18 protein-coding genes are annotated in these 17,303 nt (G+C 44.4%); 11 read left to right on the plus strand and 7 right to left on the minus strand.

Annotation, left to right across the window (positions count from 1 at the left end; translation table 11 throughout):
• Positions 1-4 precede the first annotated feature (4 nt).
• Both ACGHCT_RS06350 and ACGHCT_RS06355 read left to right on the plus strand, forming a co-directional pair.
• Positions 5-664 (plus strand): hypothetical protein, encoded by a 660-nt coding sequence (locus ACGHCT_RS06350; protein WP_390438930.1) that lies wholly within the window; start codon positions 5-7, stop codon positions 662-664.
• 4 nt (positions 665-668) lie between these two features.
• Positions 669-1,403 (plus strand): ABC transporter ATP-binding protein, encoded by a 735-nt coding sequence (locus ACGHCT_RS06355; protein WP_390438932.1) that lies wholly within the window; start codon positions 669-671, stop codon positions 1,401-1,403.
• 98 nt (positions 1,404-1,501) lie between these two features.
• Here ACGHCT_RS06355 and ACGHCT_RS06360 read toward each other — a convergent pair whose 3' ends face one another.
• Both ACGHCT_RS06360 and ald read right to left on the minus strand, forming a co-directional pair.
• Positions 1,502-2,686: an amidohydrolase family protein gene (locus ACGHCT_RS06360; RefSeq protein WP_390438934.1), complete on the minus strand. Its 1,185-nt coding sequence runs from the start codon at positions 2,684-2,686 to the stop codon at positions 1,502-1,504.
• Positions 2,687-2,808: 122 nt separating this feature from the next.
• Positions 2,809-3,924: an alanine dehydrogenase gene (gene ald, locus ACGHCT_RS06365; RefSeq protein WP_390438936.1), complete on the minus strand. Its 1,116-nt coding sequence runs from the start codon at positions 3,922-3,924 to the stop codon at positions 2,809-2,811.
• A gap of 371 nt (positions 3,925-4,295) precedes the next feature.
• Between ald and ACGHCT_RS06370 the strand changes: the two genes are divergently transcribed.
• Positions 4,296-5,153 carry a MurR/RpiR family transcriptional regulator gene (locus ACGHCT_RS06370; RefSeq protein ID WP_072849345.1) on the plus strand — a complete coding sequence of 286 codons (858 nt, stop codon included), beginning with the start codon at positions 4,296-4,298 and terminating at the stop codon, positions 5,151-5,153.
• A gap of 28 nt (positions 5,154-5,181) precedes the next feature.
• On the opposite strand, the gene ACGHCT_RS06375 is transcribed toward ACGHCT_RS06370, so the two are convergent.
• The 4 genes from ACGHCT_RS06375 to ACGHCT_RS06390 form a co-directional block, all read right to left on the minus strand.
• Positions 5,182-5,838: a GTP pyrophosphokinase family protein gene (locus ACGHCT_RS06375; RefSeq protein WP_158640971.1), complete on the minus strand. Its 657-nt coding sequence runs from the start codon at positions 5,836-5,838 to the stop codon at positions 5,182-5,184.
• A gap of 546 nt (positions 5,839-6,384) precedes the next feature.
• Entirely contained in the window at positions 6,385-6,738 is a 354-nt protein-coding gene (locus ACGHCT_RS06380) for a rhodanese-like domain-containing protein (protein ID WP_084067609.1), read from the minus strand.
• Positions 6,739-6,974: 236 nt separating this feature from the next.
• Positions 6,975-8,243 carry an amidohydrolase family protein gene (locus tag ACGHCT_RS06385; protein WP_072848972.1) on the minus strand — a complete coding sequence of 423 codons (1,269 nt, stop codon included), beginning with the start codon at positions 8,241-8,243 and terminating at the stop codon, positions 6,975-6,977.
• A gap of 232 nt (positions 8,244-8,475) precedes the next feature.
• Positions 8,476-9,387: a hypothetical protein gene (locus tag ACGHCT_RS06390; RefSeq protein WP_072848971.1), complete on the minus strand. Its 912-nt coding sequence runs from the start codon at positions 9,385-9,387 to the stop codon at positions 8,476-8,478.
• A 160-nt stretch (positions 9,388-9,547) separates the two neighbouring features.
• On the opposite strand from ACGHCT_RS06390, the gene ACGHCT_RS06395 reads away from it, so the two are divergent.
• The 4 genes from ACGHCT_RS06395 (at position 9,548) to ACGHCT_RS06410 (ending at position 13,593) form a co-directional block, all read left to right on the plus strand.
• Complete coding sequence (locus ACGHCT_RS06395; protein WP_072848969.1) at positions 9,548-10,048, plus strand: SEC-C metal-binding domain-containing protein; 501 nt, start codon at positions 9,548-9,550, stop codon at positions 10,046-10,048.
• A gap of 73 nt (positions 10,049-10,121) precedes the next feature.
• Positions 10,122-10,880 (plus strand): YdcF family protein, encoded by a 759-nt coding sequence (locus ACGHCT_RS06400; protein ID WP_072849341.1) that lies wholly within the window; start codon positions 10,122-10,124, stop codon positions 10,878-10,880.
• Positions 10,881-11,256: 376 nt separating this feature from the next.
• Positions 11,257-13,209 (plus strand): threonine--tRNA ligase, encoded by a 1,953-nt coding sequence (gene thrS, locus ACGHCT_RS06405; protein WP_390438940.1) that lies wholly within the window; start codon positions 11,257-11,259, stop codon positions 13,207-13,209.
• A 69-nt stretch (positions 13,210-13,278) separates the two neighbouring features.
• The gene (locus ACGHCT_RS06410; RefSeq protein ID WP_072848966.1) at positions 13,279-13,593 is read left to right on the plus strand and encodes a DUF1540 domain-containing protein; all 315 of its coding nucleotides are present in this window, start codon (positions 13,279-13,281) and stop codon (positions 13,591-13,593) included.
• A 45-nt stretch (positions 13,594-13,638) separates the two neighbouring features.
• On the opposite strand, the gene ACGHCT_RS06415 is transcribed toward ACGHCT_RS06410, so the two are convergent.
• Complete coding sequence (locus ACGHCT_RS06415) at positions 13,639-14,994, minus strand: sodium-dependent transporter (protein WP_154257419.1); 1,356 nt, start codon at positions 14,992-14,994, stop codon at positions 13,639-13,641.
• 383 nt (positions 14,995-15,377) lie between these two features.
• Here ACGHCT_RS06415 and infC point away from each other — a divergent pair, with 383 nt between their 5' ends.
• From infC to ACGHCT_RS06435, 4 genes are all read left to right on the plus strand, one after another.
• Positions 15,378-15,872, plus strand: coding sequence for a translation initiation factor IF-3 (infC, locus tag ACGHCT_RS06420; RefSeq protein WP_154257420.1), 495 nt, complete (start codon positions 15,378-15,380; stop codon positions 15,870-15,872).
• Between the two features lie 36 nt (positions 15,873-15,908).
• Positions 15,909-16,106 (plus strand): 50S ribosomal protein L35, encoded by a 198-nt coding sequence (gene rpmI / locus ACGHCT_RS06425; RefSeq protein WP_072848961.1) that lies wholly within the window; start codon positions 15,909-15,911, stop codon positions 16,104-16,106.
• A 35-nt stretch (positions 16,107-16,141) separates the two neighbouring features.
• A complete protein-coding gene (gene rplT, locus ACGHCT_RS06430; RefSeq protein ID WP_072848959.1) occupies positions 16,142-16,498 on the plus strand; it encodes a 50S ribosomal protein L20 in 357 nt (118 codons plus the stop codon).
• Between the two features lie 112 nt (positions 16,499-16,610).
• On the plus strand, positions 16,611-17,297 hold the full coding sequence (locus tag ACGHCT_RS06435) for a polysaccharide deacetylase family protein (RefSeq protein ID WP_226904512.1): 687 nt from the start codon (positions 16,611-16,613) through the stop codon (positions 17,295-17,297).
• Positions 17,298-17,303 lie beyond the last annotated feature (6 nt).

A 17,303-nucleotide genomic window follows, 5' to 3' on the forward strand; every position in this document is an offset into this window, starting at 1 on the left:
AAACATGAGAAAAATGATATGTTTGTGCATTACAGGGATTCTGCTGCTGTCGGGCTGCGGTAAAAGCGCCCAGGCCGGCACTGGTGCAGCAGAAGAGACAGCGCTGAAGGATAATCAGGAAGTAGTCTATGGACAGATAGAAACCATTGTGGGCAATGATATGACCATTGCCCTGGCAGAGGCAGAAGAGACAGAAGTACAGGGGAAGTCCCCTGCTCAGATGACAGAGGAACCAACATCCGCTGACGGGGAGAGCCAGTTCCCTGGCCGGGACAGTATGCCTGATATGGGGGAGATGCCTTCTCAGGGGGAGATGCCTTCTCAGGGGGAGATGCCTTCTCAGGGGGAGATACCTTCTCCGGGGGAGATGCCTGGGGAGGTTCAAAACGGCGGGACACTGAAAGATTCCCAGGGAAATGCCAATATTCAGAATGAGGAGGATGCGCGGAAAAATGAAGATACAGAGGAAACGAAACTGGTTACCACCTACACTCTGACCGGAGAGAAAAAAGACATGAGGATTCCTGTGGGCACCACAGTGACCACCAGTCTGGGTACTGCTACCACGTTTTCCCGGCTGGCAGCAGGGGATATGGTAAAGCTTGTGGTACAAAAAGAGGAAGACAGTAAGGAAGTAATTGTGGGGATATGGATTGTGGGGTGAAAATATGAAATTACACAAAGTCAAAGAAAAGAAGACAAGGGAGAAGCTAACAAATGAATTTCCGGATCAGAAGGTTATGATTCATATGGACAAAATTAATAAAAGCTACCAGATGGGAGAGGAAAAGCTCCATGTACTAAAAGATGTCAGTCTGACTGTGGAGAAGGGAGAATTTCTGGCCATCCTGGGACCATCCGGTTCCGGCAAATCCACTCTAATGAATATGATTGGATGTATGGATATACCTGACTCAGGAGCGTACTATCTGGACGGAGATGCCATACACGAAAAGAGAGACAAAGAACTGAACAAAGTGAGAAACCGGGAGATCGGTTTTATCTTCCAGAAATACCATCTCATCTCCACTTATACTGTGGTGCAGAACATTATCATGCCCCTTCTTATCCGGGGAATGAGCCATCGGCAGGCCCAGGATGCCTGCGCGGAGACAATCCATATGCTGGGGCTGTCCGATCGGCTGAATCACAAACCTTCGGAGCTCTCCGGCGGACAGCAGCAGAGAGTAGCCATCGCCAGAGCGCTGGTATCAGAGCCCGCTGTATTGCTTGCGGATGAACCCACCGGCGCACTGGACACCAGAAGCGGAGAAGAAGTGCTGAAGCTATTTGGAAAATTAAATAAAATGGGCCATACTATAGTGATGATTACCCACGATCTGGAGGTAGCCAAGGCGGCGCGGCGCACGGTAAAAATCGTGGATGGGATGGTCTTTGAGTAAACGAAGTTCGGGAATATGAAAACAAGGATCCCGGAGACAGGCAGAAAATAAGAGCGGCACGGTACCGCTCTTATTTTTCTGAATATTAAGTCTGTAATTTATTTTACTACAACACCTGATTTGATTACATTGACAAGATTGTATTTGAATGCGGAGATGTCCTCCAGCGGGTTCTTGTCCAGAGCGATGATATCGGCCACCTTGCCTTCCTTCAGTGTACCGTAATCCTGATCCTTGTATACAATTCGTGCACTGTCAATGGTAGCCTGTTTGATTATATCCATCTCATCCATATCCCAGAAATCTCTTCTCAGAGCGAATTCATCTGCGTTTTCCCCGTGTGTCAGAGGGGTACCGCCCTGGTCTGTACCGAAACCAATGGTAAGTCCTGCTTCGTAGGCCTTGCGAACTCCGACTCTTAGAGATTCCAGAACCTTCTGGGCTTTTGCCTTCATGAAAATAGAGGTTTCGGGAACACTGTCAGCCAGTCCGTGAAGAATATTCAGAGTAGGCACAATGTAAGTGGTATCATTATCCTTTAACATTTCAATAGCCTCGTCGTCAAGGATAGAGGCATGTTCAATTGTGCGGACGCCTGCGATAATAGAATTTTTAATGGCCTGGGTTCCATGACAGTGGGTTGCCACATAGGTATCTTTAAAACGTGCTGCTTCCACAACTGCCCGTAATTCATCCAGGGTATAAATCGGCTGTCCGGGAGCTCCGCCCGGATTCATAACCGCACCGGTTCCCATGATTTTAATAAAGTCAGCACCTGCTTTCATTTCTTCCCGCACAGATTTCCAGATGGCATCTCTGCCGTCAGCCTCATTATACAGGCCGGCAAAGAAATCATTTCCGCACTCTGTTGGGGTTACAATTTTTCCGGAGGCGATGATATTCGGTCCGGGGAAGTTGCCGGCATTGATTGCATTGCGCAGTTCAATGGCAACATTGTGGGAGGATCCTACATCTCTAACGGTTGTAAAACCTGCCATCAGTGTGTCGTTGGCAAATTTAACTGCGTCCAAGGCCTGCTGAACCGGAGATTTTGCATTGTCTACCAGCGTCTCTCCGCCGGAGAGTGTCAGATGAATATGTAAATCGAAAAGTCCGGGAAGTACGTATTTGCCCGCCATGTCAACCGTTTCCGCATCTTCCCAGTCTGTTCCGCAGGGAGCAATGCTCTTGATCCGGTCACCGTCTATCAGGATATCACCGGTTGCATTTTCATAGCCTTCTACTAATTCCCCCAGAAAGTTACAGTTTTTTAAAACTAACATAATACCTCCTTCTGCCATCCCCATATGGCATATGTATTTAATATTATACCCTTATAGTATCATAGGGAAAATATTTTGTAAATTATAATTTAATGTATAAAATGCATGCTTTATTTATACAATTATTTGATTAATTTTTTGATGTTTTTGTAATCCATCCCGTAGCTGTCACTGACATTTTTACAGGTACTGAAACCGTCATAAGTATTAATGCCTGAGAAGATCACATCATTGTCTAGACAGGCTTTTTCAAGGCCTTTGCCGGCGATCTGGAGACCGTATTTCAAGGTGGCATTGGTGAGGGCAATGGTTGAGGTTCTGGGAACGGCTCCCGGCATGTTTCCGACACAGTAGTGAACTACACCGTCAACCTCAAAGGTGGGATCATCATGGTAGGTTACTCTTGTTGTCTCACAGCAGCCTCCCTGATCCACAGCTACGTCTACAATCAGACTGCCCGGCTTCATGTCCTTCAAATATTCTTTTTTAATGAGCTTGGGAGCCGCCTTTCCCGGAATCAGTACAGAGCCGATGACCAGATCTGCCTGAGCCAGCTGGCTTTGGATGTTGGAAGGCGTGCTGTATAAGGTCTGGATGCGGGCTCCAAAGATATCATCCAGGTAGGCCAGACGTTCCAGATTAATATCCATAATCGTTACGTCGGCGCCCATGCCCACTGCAATTTTGCAGGCGTTGGTACCTACACTGCCTGCCCCCAGGATAACAACTTTAGCCTTAGGGGTTCCCGGTACGCCTGAGAGCAGTACGCCAGATCCGCCAAATGGCTTCTCCAGATATTTTGCTCCTTCCTGGATACTCAGACGCCCTGCAATCTGGCTCATAGGGGAAAGAAGCGGAATACTGCCATTTCTCTCAATCAAAGTTTCGTAGGCCACTCCTCTGATACCAGAGGACAGCATAGCGTCTGTGAGAGGACGGTCTGCTGCCAGGTGAAGGTAGGTGTAAAGGATTAAATCTTTGCGGAAATACGAATACTCGGATTCCAGAGGCTCTTTTACTTTGATCATCATTTCGCAGGTGTCCCACACTTCTTTCGGTGTATCCAGTATGACAGCCCCTGCTTTTTCATATTCTTCTGTGGTGAAGCCGGAACCAATACCGGCGTCTCTTTCAATATATACGGTATGACCTGCATCTGCATAGGATTTGACATTGTCTGGCGTCATTCCCACACGGTATTCATTATTTTTAATTTCTTTTACACATCCTACTTTCATTCTGATTCTCCATTCTTCATTTTTTAAACTAACCACAGTACCATGCGCGCTTGGATAATAAGGAATATTATTCTTCAAAATAATAAAAAGATGAAAAATATTCTTTAATATAAATCTAGAATAGCATGAGTAGAATAAAAAAACAATTAGCATTATAGCACCAAATTTTTGAATAAAAATTATATATAATTACCAAAATTTAAAAGTTAGAAATGATATTTTTATAACAAACTTACAATGCCTAAGGAAAATTAAGTTGAAAAAACAGAAGGAATATGTTTAAATAGTATCTATAGAAAGTGAAATAATTCACAATTTGAAACTCAGTGAGGGGAACAGCTGTTACATTTACAGCGGAAAGTGAGAAAAGAGTGAACAGTATAAGGGCATTAATATTTAATTCCAATCTGACAAAGACAGAGCAGGTTATTGGGGATTTTGTTCTGGATAATCTGGGGGACGCCTGTTTTATGACCTCCACAGACATAGCAGTACATCTGGGGGTCAGTGAAGCTTCTGTCATACGGTTTGCGAAAAAACTGGGATATTCTGGTTTTATGGAATTTCAGAAAACAATTCGATCCTGCTATCAAAAGGAAAAAAACCAAATTTCCGCAAGCCTGGATATTCCTGCAGAGCGTCTGAAAAAAAGCAGACAGCAGGAGGATAAGAATTATATCAGTAACTATGCTGCGATAGTACAGAATAATCTTACCAGCGCGCTGGTAAATAACAAGTGGGAGACGTATGAAAAAGCCATTGATTTAATACTGGGCAGCCAGAACAAATATATTCTGGGCACCAGGGCTAATATGGGGCTGGCCGCAGACTGCTATGTACTGCTTAAGAGAATTATACCCGGGGTAATAATAACTAACACATCGGCTGCAAGTGTGATTGATAACCTGAGTGATATAAAAAAAGAGGACTGTCTTATTGCCTTTAGTTTTCCCCGATATTCAGAATTAGACCGTGTGGCCATGGAGATGGCCAAGGATGCAGGGGCGCGGATTATCCTTGTGACAGACAGACACAGTGCACCTTTGGCTTCCTATGCTGAAGTCATTTTTACAGTAGATATAGACAGCAATGATTATTTTAATTCCTTTGTTGCGGGATATTTTATTATTGAAATATTATGTGTGGGAATGAGCAGAAGGCTGGGGAATGTCCACGAAGAAAAATTAAAGCATATTGACCATTATCTGGATATGCTGAGAATCTATTAAAATGAGCGCCTGATATACCGTCAGGCGCTCATAATGAGTGTTCCGAATTTTTTTCTATAAAACGTCGTGTCTGGAGCATCTTTTTATCCATCTGTTCGCCGATTGCGGCACATTCATTCAGTTCATGATATATCTCTTTGATGCTCTGGGAATTATGTTTGTAACGGGTTTGGTGATCCAGACGTGCCCAAAAATCCATAATGACGGTGCGCAGCTGGACTTCAACTCTGACAGGTTCCAGTAGTTTATTTATAATCACAGGGACTTCGAAAATAAGATGCAGGCTCCGGTATCCGCTTTTTTTAGGGGTTTTGATAAAATCTTTCTCCTTCACCAGAACCAGATCCTCTTCTTCCAGGAGCCGTTTCCGGATGGCATAGATATCATCTGTATAATCGCATACAATTCTTACCCCTGCGATGTCGTTCAGCTTTTCAGAAGCTTTTTTGACACTAACAGGATATCCCTTTTTTGTAAGCTTCCTCACAATGCTGTCCGCGGTTTTAATCCTGGAACACTGAAATTCTACGATATCACGTCCACATTCACGGCTAAGCGGATCTGTCACCGCTGCTAAATAATTTTGAATCTCTTCCACTGCAAGCTCGTATTTATAGATAAATTTCCTCTCCTGCAGTTCCCTGTATACGGGCGGCATATTTTGTTTGTCTTTCTGATGCGCCAATTTCCTCCATCCTTTCTGTACGAAATAATACATACAAGAATAGTTTATGCCGTCTAACGGAATTTGCTACCAGGAATTTGTAAACAGGAAGAAAAATTTTTGTAAAGCTGTATACTTTTTTTATTTTGGTTCATACTATAAGTAATCCACGGAGGGATGCCGCAAAGGCGCGGCGCTTTTCGTGGGGAATACAGAAGAAAAGAATAAGAATACTTATCCTCCCCCTTATAGTAACCCCGCAGCATCTTTGCTGCGGGGCTATTTTTTCTTAAATCCTCCTCTATAAATATATTTTAAAAAATTTCTACTGCGCTGTATAATTTGAAAAATAGAGGTCATACTATAAGTAATCCATCAGACAGTGCCAAGGCAACAAGGCACAGCTGTTGGTGTTAACAAAAGAAAAAGTAGAATACTTATCCTCCCCTTATTGCCCCTGCAATTATACGAACCCGCATAATTGCAGGGGCTTTGCATGTATGGTATTCTATGTACACAGATACCATATAGCAATAGCTGTATCTCCGATACAGGATTTTAGAACCCTCAGCAGCTGATGGGAGCTGTAGTGTCATAAGGCCAATCCTGATAACTCCCGGCATTGTACACCTGTGTATAACCGGCGCCGGACAGCAGTTCCACGGCCTCATTGCTGCAGTCTTGGGTACTGCAGTATACATAGATGGGGGCATCCTTGTCTGGAAGCTGTTCCTTAGACAGCATCTCTAAGCTGTTTAAAGGAATATTGATAGCCCCCGGGATATGGCCCATGCCGTAGTCATTAAAAGAGCGTACATCCACAAGAACCATCTCCTGCTTTGCATCCAGCATGCTTTTTAATTCCTCCGGTGTGGTGCTGACATTCGTTTGAGTGACCTCTGAAGCTGTCTGCTCTTTCACCGGCTCTTTCTCTTTGCAGGCAGAGAGAAGTATGGAGAGGGCAAACAGTAAAACTAATAAAACACTGAGTCCTTTTTTTGAAATACGAAACACCTCCTTATAAAACAAACTGTAATCAAATTAGTTACATTTATAACTCTATCATAACAGCAGTACAGAAGGCTGTCAAGTAAAAAGGCCTTATCCGGAACGTAATATTTTTCCGGATAAGGCTTTTTTCTTGAAGTCACACAGGCTTAAACATATTCTTCATCAATAATTTTGTTGTCAGTGGGATATACCTTTCCCTCTTTCATTACGAAGTCGCATTCACTGAGAGCGTCACAGTCTGTCAGCAGATCTCTGTGCCATGCGGATACATCAGCCAGCTTTCCTGGCTCAATGGTTCCAACGAGGTGATCCAGACGAAGTATGCCTGCATTTACGCTGGTGGCGGCTTTCAGAGTACGGAAAGGATCCATGCCGGAGCGCAGCCAGCTGCGGTACTCATACCAGCTTTCATAAGGCTGGTGTACGGCGCAGAAATCAGAGCCGTATCCCAGACGAATCTTGCTCTCACGAATGATCCTGCGGCTTTCCTTCAGCCTTGGAGCAAATTTTTTCAGTTTCATCTGGCTGTCGGCAGTATTTTTTGCGAACATATCATCGTTATCCTCAAGAGTATCCTGGAATGGTGAGAAGGTAGGCACAAGATACGTATCAGATTCTTCAAACATACGTGCCGTCTCTTCATCCATAAGAGCACCGTGTTCCATGCCGTCGATTCCGAACTGTAAAAGCTTTTTCATCATCCGTGGCGGATACACGTGTGCAGTTACCGGCTTGCCCAGGTCATGAGCTGTGCGGATGATGGTTTCCAATTCTTCGTCGTCCAGATAACTGATCTCAGGGCCTCCGTCCGGGCTCAGGAAACTTCCGGACAGGAAGATCTTGATAAAGTCAGTGCCGTATTTTACTTCTCTGCGGACCTGGGTGCGGAAAAAGTCCGGGCCGCTTCCGATGGTGTCTATCTGCATAAAGTCAGATAGGGGCTGATTTTCATAGGCATACATACTCATATCCCCCGGCATGCCCGGTCCGCCCAGCATATGTGCTCCTACATTCATACGGGCAGCAGGGAAAAGTCCCCGATCTATCACGCGTTTTGCATCTACGATTCCATATCCCAGAGGCCCCATGCCGTTGCAGCGGATGGTGGTGAAACCTCTTTCCAGGCAGCGCTCTGCCGTATGTAAAAATGCCAGGGTACTGTAGCCTTCCGAGTGGAATAAGATATTGTCTACTTCCTGCCAGCGCATCAGGTTGCCGTGTACATGGGCATCGATCATCCCCGGGGTTACTGTAAGATGACTTAAGTCAATGATTTCAACATCTTTGGGTCGGCTGAGATTCTTCCCTACTTCTTTGATTTTTCTACCCTCTACAAGAATCTCCATGTTTTCCTGCAGTTCATCCTTGATTCCGTCAAAGAGCTTACCGCAGATAATTAAGCTTTGCTTTTCCATGATTCTACCTCTTTTCTTCATTTTTTAGTCCCAGAGGACGTAAGGCACAAAAAAATAAATTCATTCCAGTGAAAAAGTTTGGCAGACATTTTCATCAAATGTGACAAAAAATCTCAAAATTTCACTATTTATATAGATTATATGTCTAAAACAAAACAATGTCAAGCTAACTGAAAAAAAGATATACAAAAAATAAATATTGACAATATTCATAAAAATGAATGACAGGAAACTAATTTTTCTTTCCGGATTTTTTTTCTTCCGCAATGGTTTTCAGCTCTTCCAGAGCATCCTTGAAGGCTCTGGAGGTAGCGCTTGGATGGCCTTTGAGCATCTGTTTCTTGTAGAATCCCAGGCGGTTTCGAACAACTCCCTGGTGTTCCCGCTCAATAATAAATTTCTCTTTCAGGCGTTCAATCTCTTCCTGAAATTGTTCATAGGTAGTACGAAGGCCCTCACTCTGCGTCAGCTCATCCAGTTTTTCCCGGATATTCTGAAGGAGTTCACCGGCGGTTTCCTTCCCGCGTTCGGCAAAGGACGGGGTAGAGAAAGCGGCGATGGCGTCCAGACGTGTCTGTACCTTCTGAAGCTCTTCTTTAGCTCTAGTCATGCGCTCCATAATATCTCTGAGATCCAGGGCGGCCTTAAAGGACAGAGCCATATCTCCTGCTATGACAACAGTCAGTATAACCGCTATCACAGCAGCCAGTGTTACATTCAGCGCCAATACGAAATGCTCAATAGGCTCATGAATAAAATCCACCAGCACGATGGTGAGAAAGCCCCACGCCAGGGAAGTGCCCAGACAGATATGTCCCTGGAAGTTCAGGGGCTTATTGCTGTAATCCCAATATCGGACTTTAAAAAGGCTTTCCATACAGACTCCTGTGATATATTCCAGTATACTGGCAGCCACGGCTCCTGCTGCAAAGGTAAGAAGCAGACTGTTCCGTACAGGAATGGTCACATACAGCATAAGTACTGCTCCGCTGCCGTACAGCGGAAGAAAAGGCCCCCTCATAAACCCTCTGTTGACAAACTTTTTCTTATGTATGGATACATAAGTGGATTCAATGCACCAGCCGATAAAACAATAAATATAGAAGAAGAGCAGCCAGTCCACCGTTGTATAGTTATAATTCATAAACTCCCTCCCAGCTTTTGATACAGCTATTATACAATCCTTTCCTTAAAAATAGCAACCGGGCAGGGGAAAAATATTAGGATTGAAAAAATCCCCCCTATCGTATATACTATATCTGTTAGAATTAAATACGAATATTAAGCAAAAGGTGGTAAGATACATGGGATTATTACAAGAGTGGAGAGATGTAGCATATTCTCAGGAGGCTGACAAAAGCCAGCTGCAGAAATTCTGGACAAATTATTTTATGATTGAAAAGGGCATCTACGAAAAACTTCTGGTGAATCCTGAAGAGGTGGTAAAAGGTACCGTTAAGGAGTTAGCAGAAAAATATGAAATAGAAGTTATGACCATGGTTGGATTCCTGGATGGAATCAACGACAGCTTAAAGGTTCCCAATCCCATCGAGGAGATGGACGAAGATACAGTTGTGAATCTGGGATTTGACAAAGAACTGTTATATAAAAACATGGTTGATGCTAAGGCTGACTGGCTTTACAATCTGCCCATGTGGGATGATATCTTTTCAGAAGATAAGAAAAAGGAATTATATCTGGAGCAGAAGAAATCAGGCACTGTTGTAAAAGGACCGAAGATCGGACGCAACGATCCATGTCCGTGCGGCAGCGGCAAAAAGTATAAAAAGTGCTGCGGAAAATAATAGGCAGGCGAATAAGGGGCGGGGGAAGCTTTTCCTCCGCCCTTCTCAGGTAATGAAAGGGATGGGAAGCATCATGAAGTTTTTTTGGTGGGCACTGTGCATTATATCTCTGGGATATTATCTGGTAATTATCTCCTATGCCGGACTGCAGGCGACGTTTTCCAGGTTCTGGCTGCTTTTGGGCGGGATATTTCTGGTTTTGGGTCTTCTGTGCGGCTGGAGCCAGAGGCGGGGAATTGCCCTGCTCTCTCTGCTTCCGGTCTGGGCAAAGATAAGCGCGGGTTTAATTGTAGTTTTTTGCCTGCTTCTGTTTCTGGGAGCAGCAGGCTGCATTTTCTCCGGGATGCGCAGGCAGCCGCCGGAGAATCTGGATTATATTATTGTGCTGGGGGCGAAGGTAAAGGGGGAAATTCCCAGTAAGGCTCTGTATAAAAGGCTGTACGCCGCTGAAGACTATTTAAAAGAGAATCCGCGTACTACAGCAGTGCTGTCCGGCGGGCAGGGCCCCGGCGAAACTGTTACAGAGGCCAGGGCAATGGAACAATATCTGCTCAGTAAAGGGATTTCCAAACACAGGCTGAGGATAGAAGACAAATCCACAGACACAGTAGAAAATATGAAATTCAGCCAGGCTTTTCTTACGGATAAAAATGCTTCGGCGGGAGTTGTAACCAATGATTTCCATGTGTACAGGGGCGTAGCCATAGGAAAAAAGCTGGGATATACGCATATTTATGGAATACCCGCCTCCTCAGACATGATTCTGCAGGTGAATTATCTGGTCAGAGAATCCTTTGCAGTGATAAAAGATAAAGCCGCCGGGAACATCTAAAAGTGGTTGACAAACTTTTTTCCCGGGTTATAATGAAAAATAGCAGTAATAAGAGAACACGCTGAAGAGACAAGTAGAATGCGGAAGGCTCCAGAGAGAGATACAGCTGCTGGAAGTATCTTAGCCGGGAAACATTTGAAGACTACCTCTGAGTGGCCCTAATCCGGTCCGGTGACTCCGTTATCGTCCAATGAAGTGGCTGATGCTCCCGGCGGGGCAGGCAGCAAAAAGGGTGGAACCGCGAGCTGATAACAGAGGCTCGTCCCTTGTAATTCCGGCTAAGAATTACAGGGGGCGGGCTTTTTTTGTTATATTCGGAACGTTCTCCGATGAGCCGGCAGGGTGGTAAGTGAGATGAAAAGAAAGGGAGAATATCATGATAATTACATTGAAAGACGGAACAAAGAAAGAATACAGGGAAGCAAAATCTGTGTATGACATTGCGCTGGACATCAGTGAAGGACTGGCAAGGGCTGCCTGCGCCGGAGAGGTGGACGGGGAGACCGTTGACCTGAGAACTATAGTGGACAAAGACTGTGAATTAAATATTCTGACTGCGAATGACCCAAAAGGGCTGGCGGCTCTGCGTCATACAGCGTCTCATATCCTCGCAGAAGCTGTGAAGAACCTGTATCCGGAAGCAAAGCTGGCCATAGGACCTTCTATTGATACTGGTTTTTATTATGACTTTGAACATGAGTCCTTTACCAGAGAAGATCTGGATGCCATTGAGAAGGAAATGAAGAAGATAATTAAGAAAGGCGCCAGGCTGGAAAAATACACCCTTCCCAGAGAAGAAGCGATTGCTTTTATGAAGGAGAAGGGAGAGCCCTATAAAGTAGAGCTCATAGAAGATTTACCGGAGGGAGAAGAGATTTCCTTCTACTCTCAGGGTGATTTTGTGGATCTGTGCGCAGGTCCGCACCTTATGAACACAAAGGGAGTGAAAGCGTTTAAGCTGACCTCTTCCTCCGGTGCTTACTGGAGAGGAAACGAAAAGAATAAGATGCTCTCCAGAATCTATGGAACAGCATTCAGCAAAAAGGATGAGCTGAATGTATACCTAGAGCAGATGGAAGAAGCCAAGAAGAGGGATCACAACAAACTGGGAAGAGAGATGGAGCTTTTTACAACCGTGGACGTGATCGGCCAGGGACTTCCGCTTCTTATGCCGAAGGGAGAGATCATGATTCGGACACTCCAGCGCTGGATAGAAGATGAGGAAGAAAAGCGGGGATATGTGAGAACAAAAACACCTCTGATGGCAAAAAGTGATTTATATAAAATTTCCGGGCACTGGGATCACTATAAAGAGGGTATGTTTGTTCTGGGAGATGAAGAGGCGGACAAAGAGGTATTTGCACTGCGCCCTATGACATGTCCCTTCCAGTATTACGTGTACAAGGCGGCACAGCACAGCTACCGGGATCTGCCGCTGCGGTACGGAGAGACTTCTACCTTATTCAGAAATGAAGACTCCGGGGAAATGCACGGCCTTACCCGGGTACGTCAGTTTACCATTTCTGAGGGGCATCTGATCATGACACCGGAACAGATCAATGATGAATTCAAAGGGTGTGTGGAGCTGGCACTGTACTGCCTCAGAACGCTGGGGCTGGAGAAGGATGTAACCTTCCGTCTGTCCAAATGGGATCCTGCAAACACAGAAAAGTATATCGGAGATGCTGCGTACTGGGAGGAATCCCAGGGTAAGATGCGTCAGCTTCTCACAGAGTTGGAGCTTGACTTTACTGAGGCTGACGGGGAAGCTGCTTTCTACGGTCCGAAGCTGGATATCCAGGCAAAAAATGTATACGGAAAAGAAGATACTATGATTACCATACAGCTGGACTTTGCCCTGGCAGAGCAGTTTGATATGTACTATATTGATGAAAACGGAGAAAAGAAACGTCCGTTTATCATCCACAGAACCAGTATGGGATGCTATGAGAGAACACTGGCCTGGCTGATTGAGAAGTATGCGGGCAAATTCCCCACATGGCTGTGCCCGGAACAGGTGAGAGTACTTCCTATATCAGAAAAATTCCATGGGTATGCGGCTGAGGTAGAGGCTAAGCTGAAGGAGAATGGAATCCGCTGCAGCGTAGACGACAGGAGTGAAAAAATCGGATACAAGATACGGGAGAGCCGCCTGGCAAAGGTGCCGTATATGCTGGTAGTTGGGGCAAAAGAAGAAGAGGAAGGTGTGGTATCTGTGAGAAGCCGTTATCTTGGAGATGAGGGTCAGAAGCCGCTGGATGCTTTTATAGAAGAAATTGCCAAGGAAATACGAACAAAGGAAATCAGGAAAATAGAAGTGGAAAACTAGATCAGGGGTGCATAGATTCAGTAAAACGGCACATACTATCTCCGATTCTAATATAAGGAGGTAAATTATATGCCATTATTGAGCTGTACTGCCAAATCATGCATATATAACTGTGATGAATATTGTTCCAAAGGAGATATCCTGGTTTCCGGAGAGGATGCAAAACAGCCGGATGAAACCTGCTGCTCTAGCTTCTGTGAGCGTACCGGGGAATCTTCTTCAAACTCTGCAGGATGCGGATGCAAGACAATCAGCGTTGACTGCGAAGCCTGTCAATGCGTATATAATGACGATGAGAGATGCTCTGCAGACAAGATTACCATTAACGGGGCAAGTGCCTGTCACTGTGATGATACAAGATGCGGCAGCTTTGAGAAAGAATAAAGAGAATTGGGGACAGGAATTCACAAGAATTCCTGTCCCCGTCTTTTATACACTGATCATTCCCAGATTTTCCAGAATAGAAAAGATCAGGATAGCAAGCAAGCAGATAGGTGCAATGTACTTAATAATTACCTCGTAGAATTTTTTGGCCTTAAACTCACCGTTAATAGATACCTCGTCCTCTATCACTTTGGGTTTTATGATATATCCGATAAAGATACAGGTCAGCAGCGCCACCACAGGCATCAGAATGCTGTTGCTCACAAAATCAAAGAAATCCAGAAGCTGGAATCCAAGCGGCCGCAGGGAGTCTAATACACCGTATCCCAGAGAGACAAAGCTTCCCAGCGCCAGTATAAATATGGTAACAGCCAGGGTTGCTGAAGAACGCTTCCACCCGAACTTGTCTCTTAAGATCGAAACCGTTGTCTCCATCAGAGAGATGGAAGAAGTAAGGGCTGCAAACAGCACCAGGACAAAGAAAACAGTGCCCAGTACACCTCCCAGAGTCATGTCGTTGAAAACCTTGGGGAGAGTCATAAACATAAGTCCGGCTCCCTTGTTTAGCGCCGCCTCATCCCCGCCGGAGAATACGAAGACAGAAGGGATAATCATCAGTCCCGCAAGAAAAGCGATTCCTGTGTCAAATATTTCGATCTGTCGTACCGATTTCTCCAGATGGTTATCTTTTTTCATGTAGGAGCCGTATGTTATCATAATTCCCATGGCCAATGACATAGAATAGAACATCTGTCCCATCGCAGCCAGCACTGTGGTGATAGAGAAGCGGCTGAAATCAGGCAGCAGATAATATTTCACACCCTCCATGGCTCCCGGGCGTGTGATACAAAACAGAGTGATTCCAATGGAGAGCACAATAAGTACGGGCATTAGGATTTTGCTGGCCTTTTCAATTCCTTTTTGTACACCGGCAAGTACAACCACGGCATTTAAAATGACGTATAAGGCAAACCATAGAAGAGGACCGCCTGTCTGTGAAATATAACCCGTGAAGAAAGTGTCACCCGCAGCTTCTGCCACTCTGCCGGATGCAAACTCAAAAAGATATTTTGCTACCCAGCCCCCGATGACACAGTAGTAAGGGGTGATAATAAAGGGGACGATACATCCCAGATATCCGATAAAACTAAAACGCTTGTCCAGGGCTTTGAATGCACCTACCGCGCTGAGTCCTGTTCTGCGCCCAATGGCGATTTCAGTGGTCATAAGTGCAAAACCGAAGGTTACAGCCAGAATGAGATACACGAGCAGAAAGATTCCTCCCCCGTATTTGGCTGCCAGATACGGAAAGCGCCACAGATTGCCAAGTCCAACTGCGGATCCCGCAGCTGCCAGGACAAACCCAATCTTACTTGAAAAATTTCCTCTTTTTTTGTCCATAAGTTTCTCCTTTTTCCAGTTCAAGTATTCCGATCTATTATGACATTCTTTTACATAAAAAACAAGGATTTATAAAGAAAATATTAAAATGCTTGACTTACCATTTTGTTTATGATAAAGTATTAAAGGTCTGAGTAAGACATTTGATAAAACAAAGCAGAGTATCCACTCTCACCTCGGCACATAGGCGTGACCCTGGTTAATATTAACTGTAATTCTGCAGTCTGGGACTGCAAAATTATATTGGTATGAAGTGGATAGTGCGGCTATTCGCTTTTTTTGTATGCATGGCAGATACAGCAAGGTGCGTACGGGTGGAGGTAACAGGTTTTAACATTTCAACTATTCAATTATTATGGAGGTGCACTACTATTAGCGATTTAATGATTAACGAACAGATCAGAGACAGAGAAATACGTCTGATTGGTGTGGATGGAGAACAATTAGGTATCGTATCAACGAGGGATGCAATGGCCAAAGCGCAGGAGGCTGGGCTGGATCTGGTCAAGATTGCTCCTACCGCAAAGCCACCGGTTTGTAAAATTATTGATTATGGGAAATACAAATATGAACTGGCAAGGAAAGAAAAAGAAGCCAGGAAAAAGCAGAAGACCATCGATGTAAAAGAAGTGCGTCTCTCACCCAATATTGATTCCAACGATTTGAACACCAAAACAAATGCTGCCAGAAAATTCATATCCAAGGGCGATAAGGTGAAGGTTACTCTTCGGTTCCGTGGAAGAGAGATGGCGCATATGTATGCCAGCAAGCATATTTTAGATGAATTTGCTGAAAAGCTTTCGGATATAGCCGTGATAGAAAAAGCTCCTAAGGTAGAAGGCAGAAGCATGACCATGTTTTTAACTGAAAAACGTTAAAAAATAGAAAAGACAAGTATTAAGGAGGAATATACAATGCCAAAAATTAAAACAAGCAGAGCTGCTGCAAAGCGTTTCAAAAAAACAGGTACAGGAAAATTAGTTAGAAATAAAGCTTATAAAAGCCATATCTTAACCAAAAAATCTCAGAAGAGAAAAAGAAATCTGAGAAAACCTACTGTTACAGATGCAACAAATGTAAAGAATATGAAGAAAATCTTACCTTATTTATAAGATAGAAGTTAAGTTAGTATAGGAGGAAATTAAGAATGGCAAGAATTAAAGGCGGTTTAAACGCTAAAAAAAGACATAATAGAACATTAAAGCTGGCAAAAGGTTACAGAGGAGCCAGATCCAAACAGTACAGAGTGGCAAAGCAGTCAGTGATGAGAGCGCTGGCAAGCTCCTACGCAGGAAGAAAGCAGAAGAAGCGTCAGTTCAGACAGTTATGGATTGCACGTATCAACGCAGCAGCGAGAATGAACGGTTTATCTTACAGCAAATTTATGTATGGCTTAAAATTAGCTGGTATTGAGATGAACAGAAAGATGCTGGCTGATATGGCTATCAATGATGCAGAAGGATTTGCTACATTAGCAGAGCTTGCAAAAACTAAAATTGCCTAATTTTATTTGGGACGTTGCCTCGTAAGGGAGACAACGTCCCAAATGTATTTTGCGCATAGTACATGATCTACGGTACATATAGTGAACTAAAAGGCCTTTCGGAGTAAGTATAGTGAAAAAATGTGGATATTTACTCTATTTCTTTACGGCCGTTTTTCTGCTGTTGCTGGGTGTTCACCTATTGCGGGAGAGGGGAGTTGGGGAGCAGATCATTCAGGCGGACGCACCTGCGGAGTCAGGGGAGGATCCGGTTGTGGCTTTGACCTTCGATGACGGGCCGGACCCCATATATACCCCCAGGCTGCTGGACGGATTAAAGGAAAGAGATGTAAAAGCCAGCTTTTTTCTCATAGGAAAGATGCTGGAGGGAAACGAGGACATCGTAGAACGGATGTTTAAAGAGGGGCACTTGATTGGCAATCATACCTTCGACCATGTGCAGCTGAATAAATTATCAGATGCAAAGGCCTGTGAGCAGGTTACCAAGACCAGCAACAAGATATTTGAAATAACCGGAATGTATACGGCATTTATCCGCCCCCCCTTCGGAGAGTGGAAAAAAAATCTGGACTGTAACGTTACTATGATTCCTGTATTATGGAATGTAGATTCCCTGGACTGGACAACAAAGGATACAGATGCTATTGTTAATAGAGTACTGAAAGATGTGGAGGACGGAGATATCATCCTTATGCACGACAATTATGATTCCAGTGTAAAGGCAGCACTGCGGATCGTAGATGCCCTTCAGGGAAAGGGGTACCGTTTTGTAACTGTTGATGAACTTTTAATGGATTAGCAGAGA

Source organism: Lactonifactor longoviformis (genome assembly GCF_042848515.1).
In the GTDB taxonomy this organism is placed as follows: Bacteria; Bacillota; Clostridia; order Lachnospirales; family Lachnospiraceae; genus Lactonifactor; species Lactonifactor longoviformis.

Bases quoted from the DNA above. Each gene is read 5' to 3' on its own strand.
- ACGHCT_RS06350 (WP_390438930.1), top strand. From the start codon at position 5: ATGAGAAAAATGATATGTTTGTGCATTACAGGGATTCTGCTGCTGTCG.
- ACGHCT_RS06355 (WP_390438932.1), top strand. From the start codon at position 669: ATGAAATTACACAAAGTCAAAGAAAAGAAGACAAGGGAGAAGCTAACA.
- ACGHCT_RS06360 (WP_390438934.1), bottom strand. From the start codon at position 2,686: ATGTTAGTTTTAAAAAACTGTAACTTTCTGGGGGAATTAGTAGAAGGC.
- ald (WP_390438936.1), bottom strand. From the start codon at position 3,924: ATGAAAGTAGGATGTGTAAAAGAAATTAAAAATAATGAATACCGTGTG.
- ACGHCT_RS06385 (WP_072848972.1), bottom strand. From the start codon at position 8,243: ATGGAAAAGCAAAGCTTAATTATCTGCGGTAAGCTCTTTGACGGAATC.
- ACGHCT_RS06390 (WP_072848971.1), bottom strand. From the start codon at position 9,387: ATGAATTATAACTATACAACGGTGGACTGGCTGCTCTTCTTCTATATT.
- ACGHCT_RS06395 (WP_072848969.1), top strand. From the start codon at position 9,548: ATGGGATTATTACAAGAGTGGAGAGATGTAGCATATTCTCAGGAGGCT.
- ACGHCT_RS06400 (WP_072849341.1), top strand. From the start codon at position 10,122: ATGAAGTTTTTTTGGTGGGCACTGTGCATTATATCTCTGGGATATTAT.
- thrS (WP_390438940.1), top strand. From the start codon at position 11,257: ATGATAATTACATTGAAAGACGGAACAAAGAAAGAATACAGGGAAGCA.
- ACGHCT_RS06410 (WP_072848966.1), top strand. From the start codon at position 13,279: ATGCCATTATTGAGCTGTACTGCCAAATCATGCATATATAACTGTGAT.
- ACGHCT_RS06415 (WP_154257419.1), bottom strand. From the start codon at position 14,994: ATGGACAAAAAAAGAGGAAATTTTTCAAGTAAGATTGGGTTTGTCCTG.
- infC (WP_154257420.1), top strand. From the start codon at position 15,378: ATGATTAACGAACAGATCAGAGACAGAGAAATACGTCTGATTGGTGTG.
- rpmI (WP_072848961.1), top strand. From the start codon at position 15,909: ATGCCAAAAATTAAAACAAGCAGAGCTGCTGCAAAGCGTTTCAAAAAA.
- rplT (WP_072848959.1), top strand. From the start codon at position 16,142: ATGGCAAGAATTAAAGGCGGTTTAAACGCTAAAAAAAGACATAATAGA.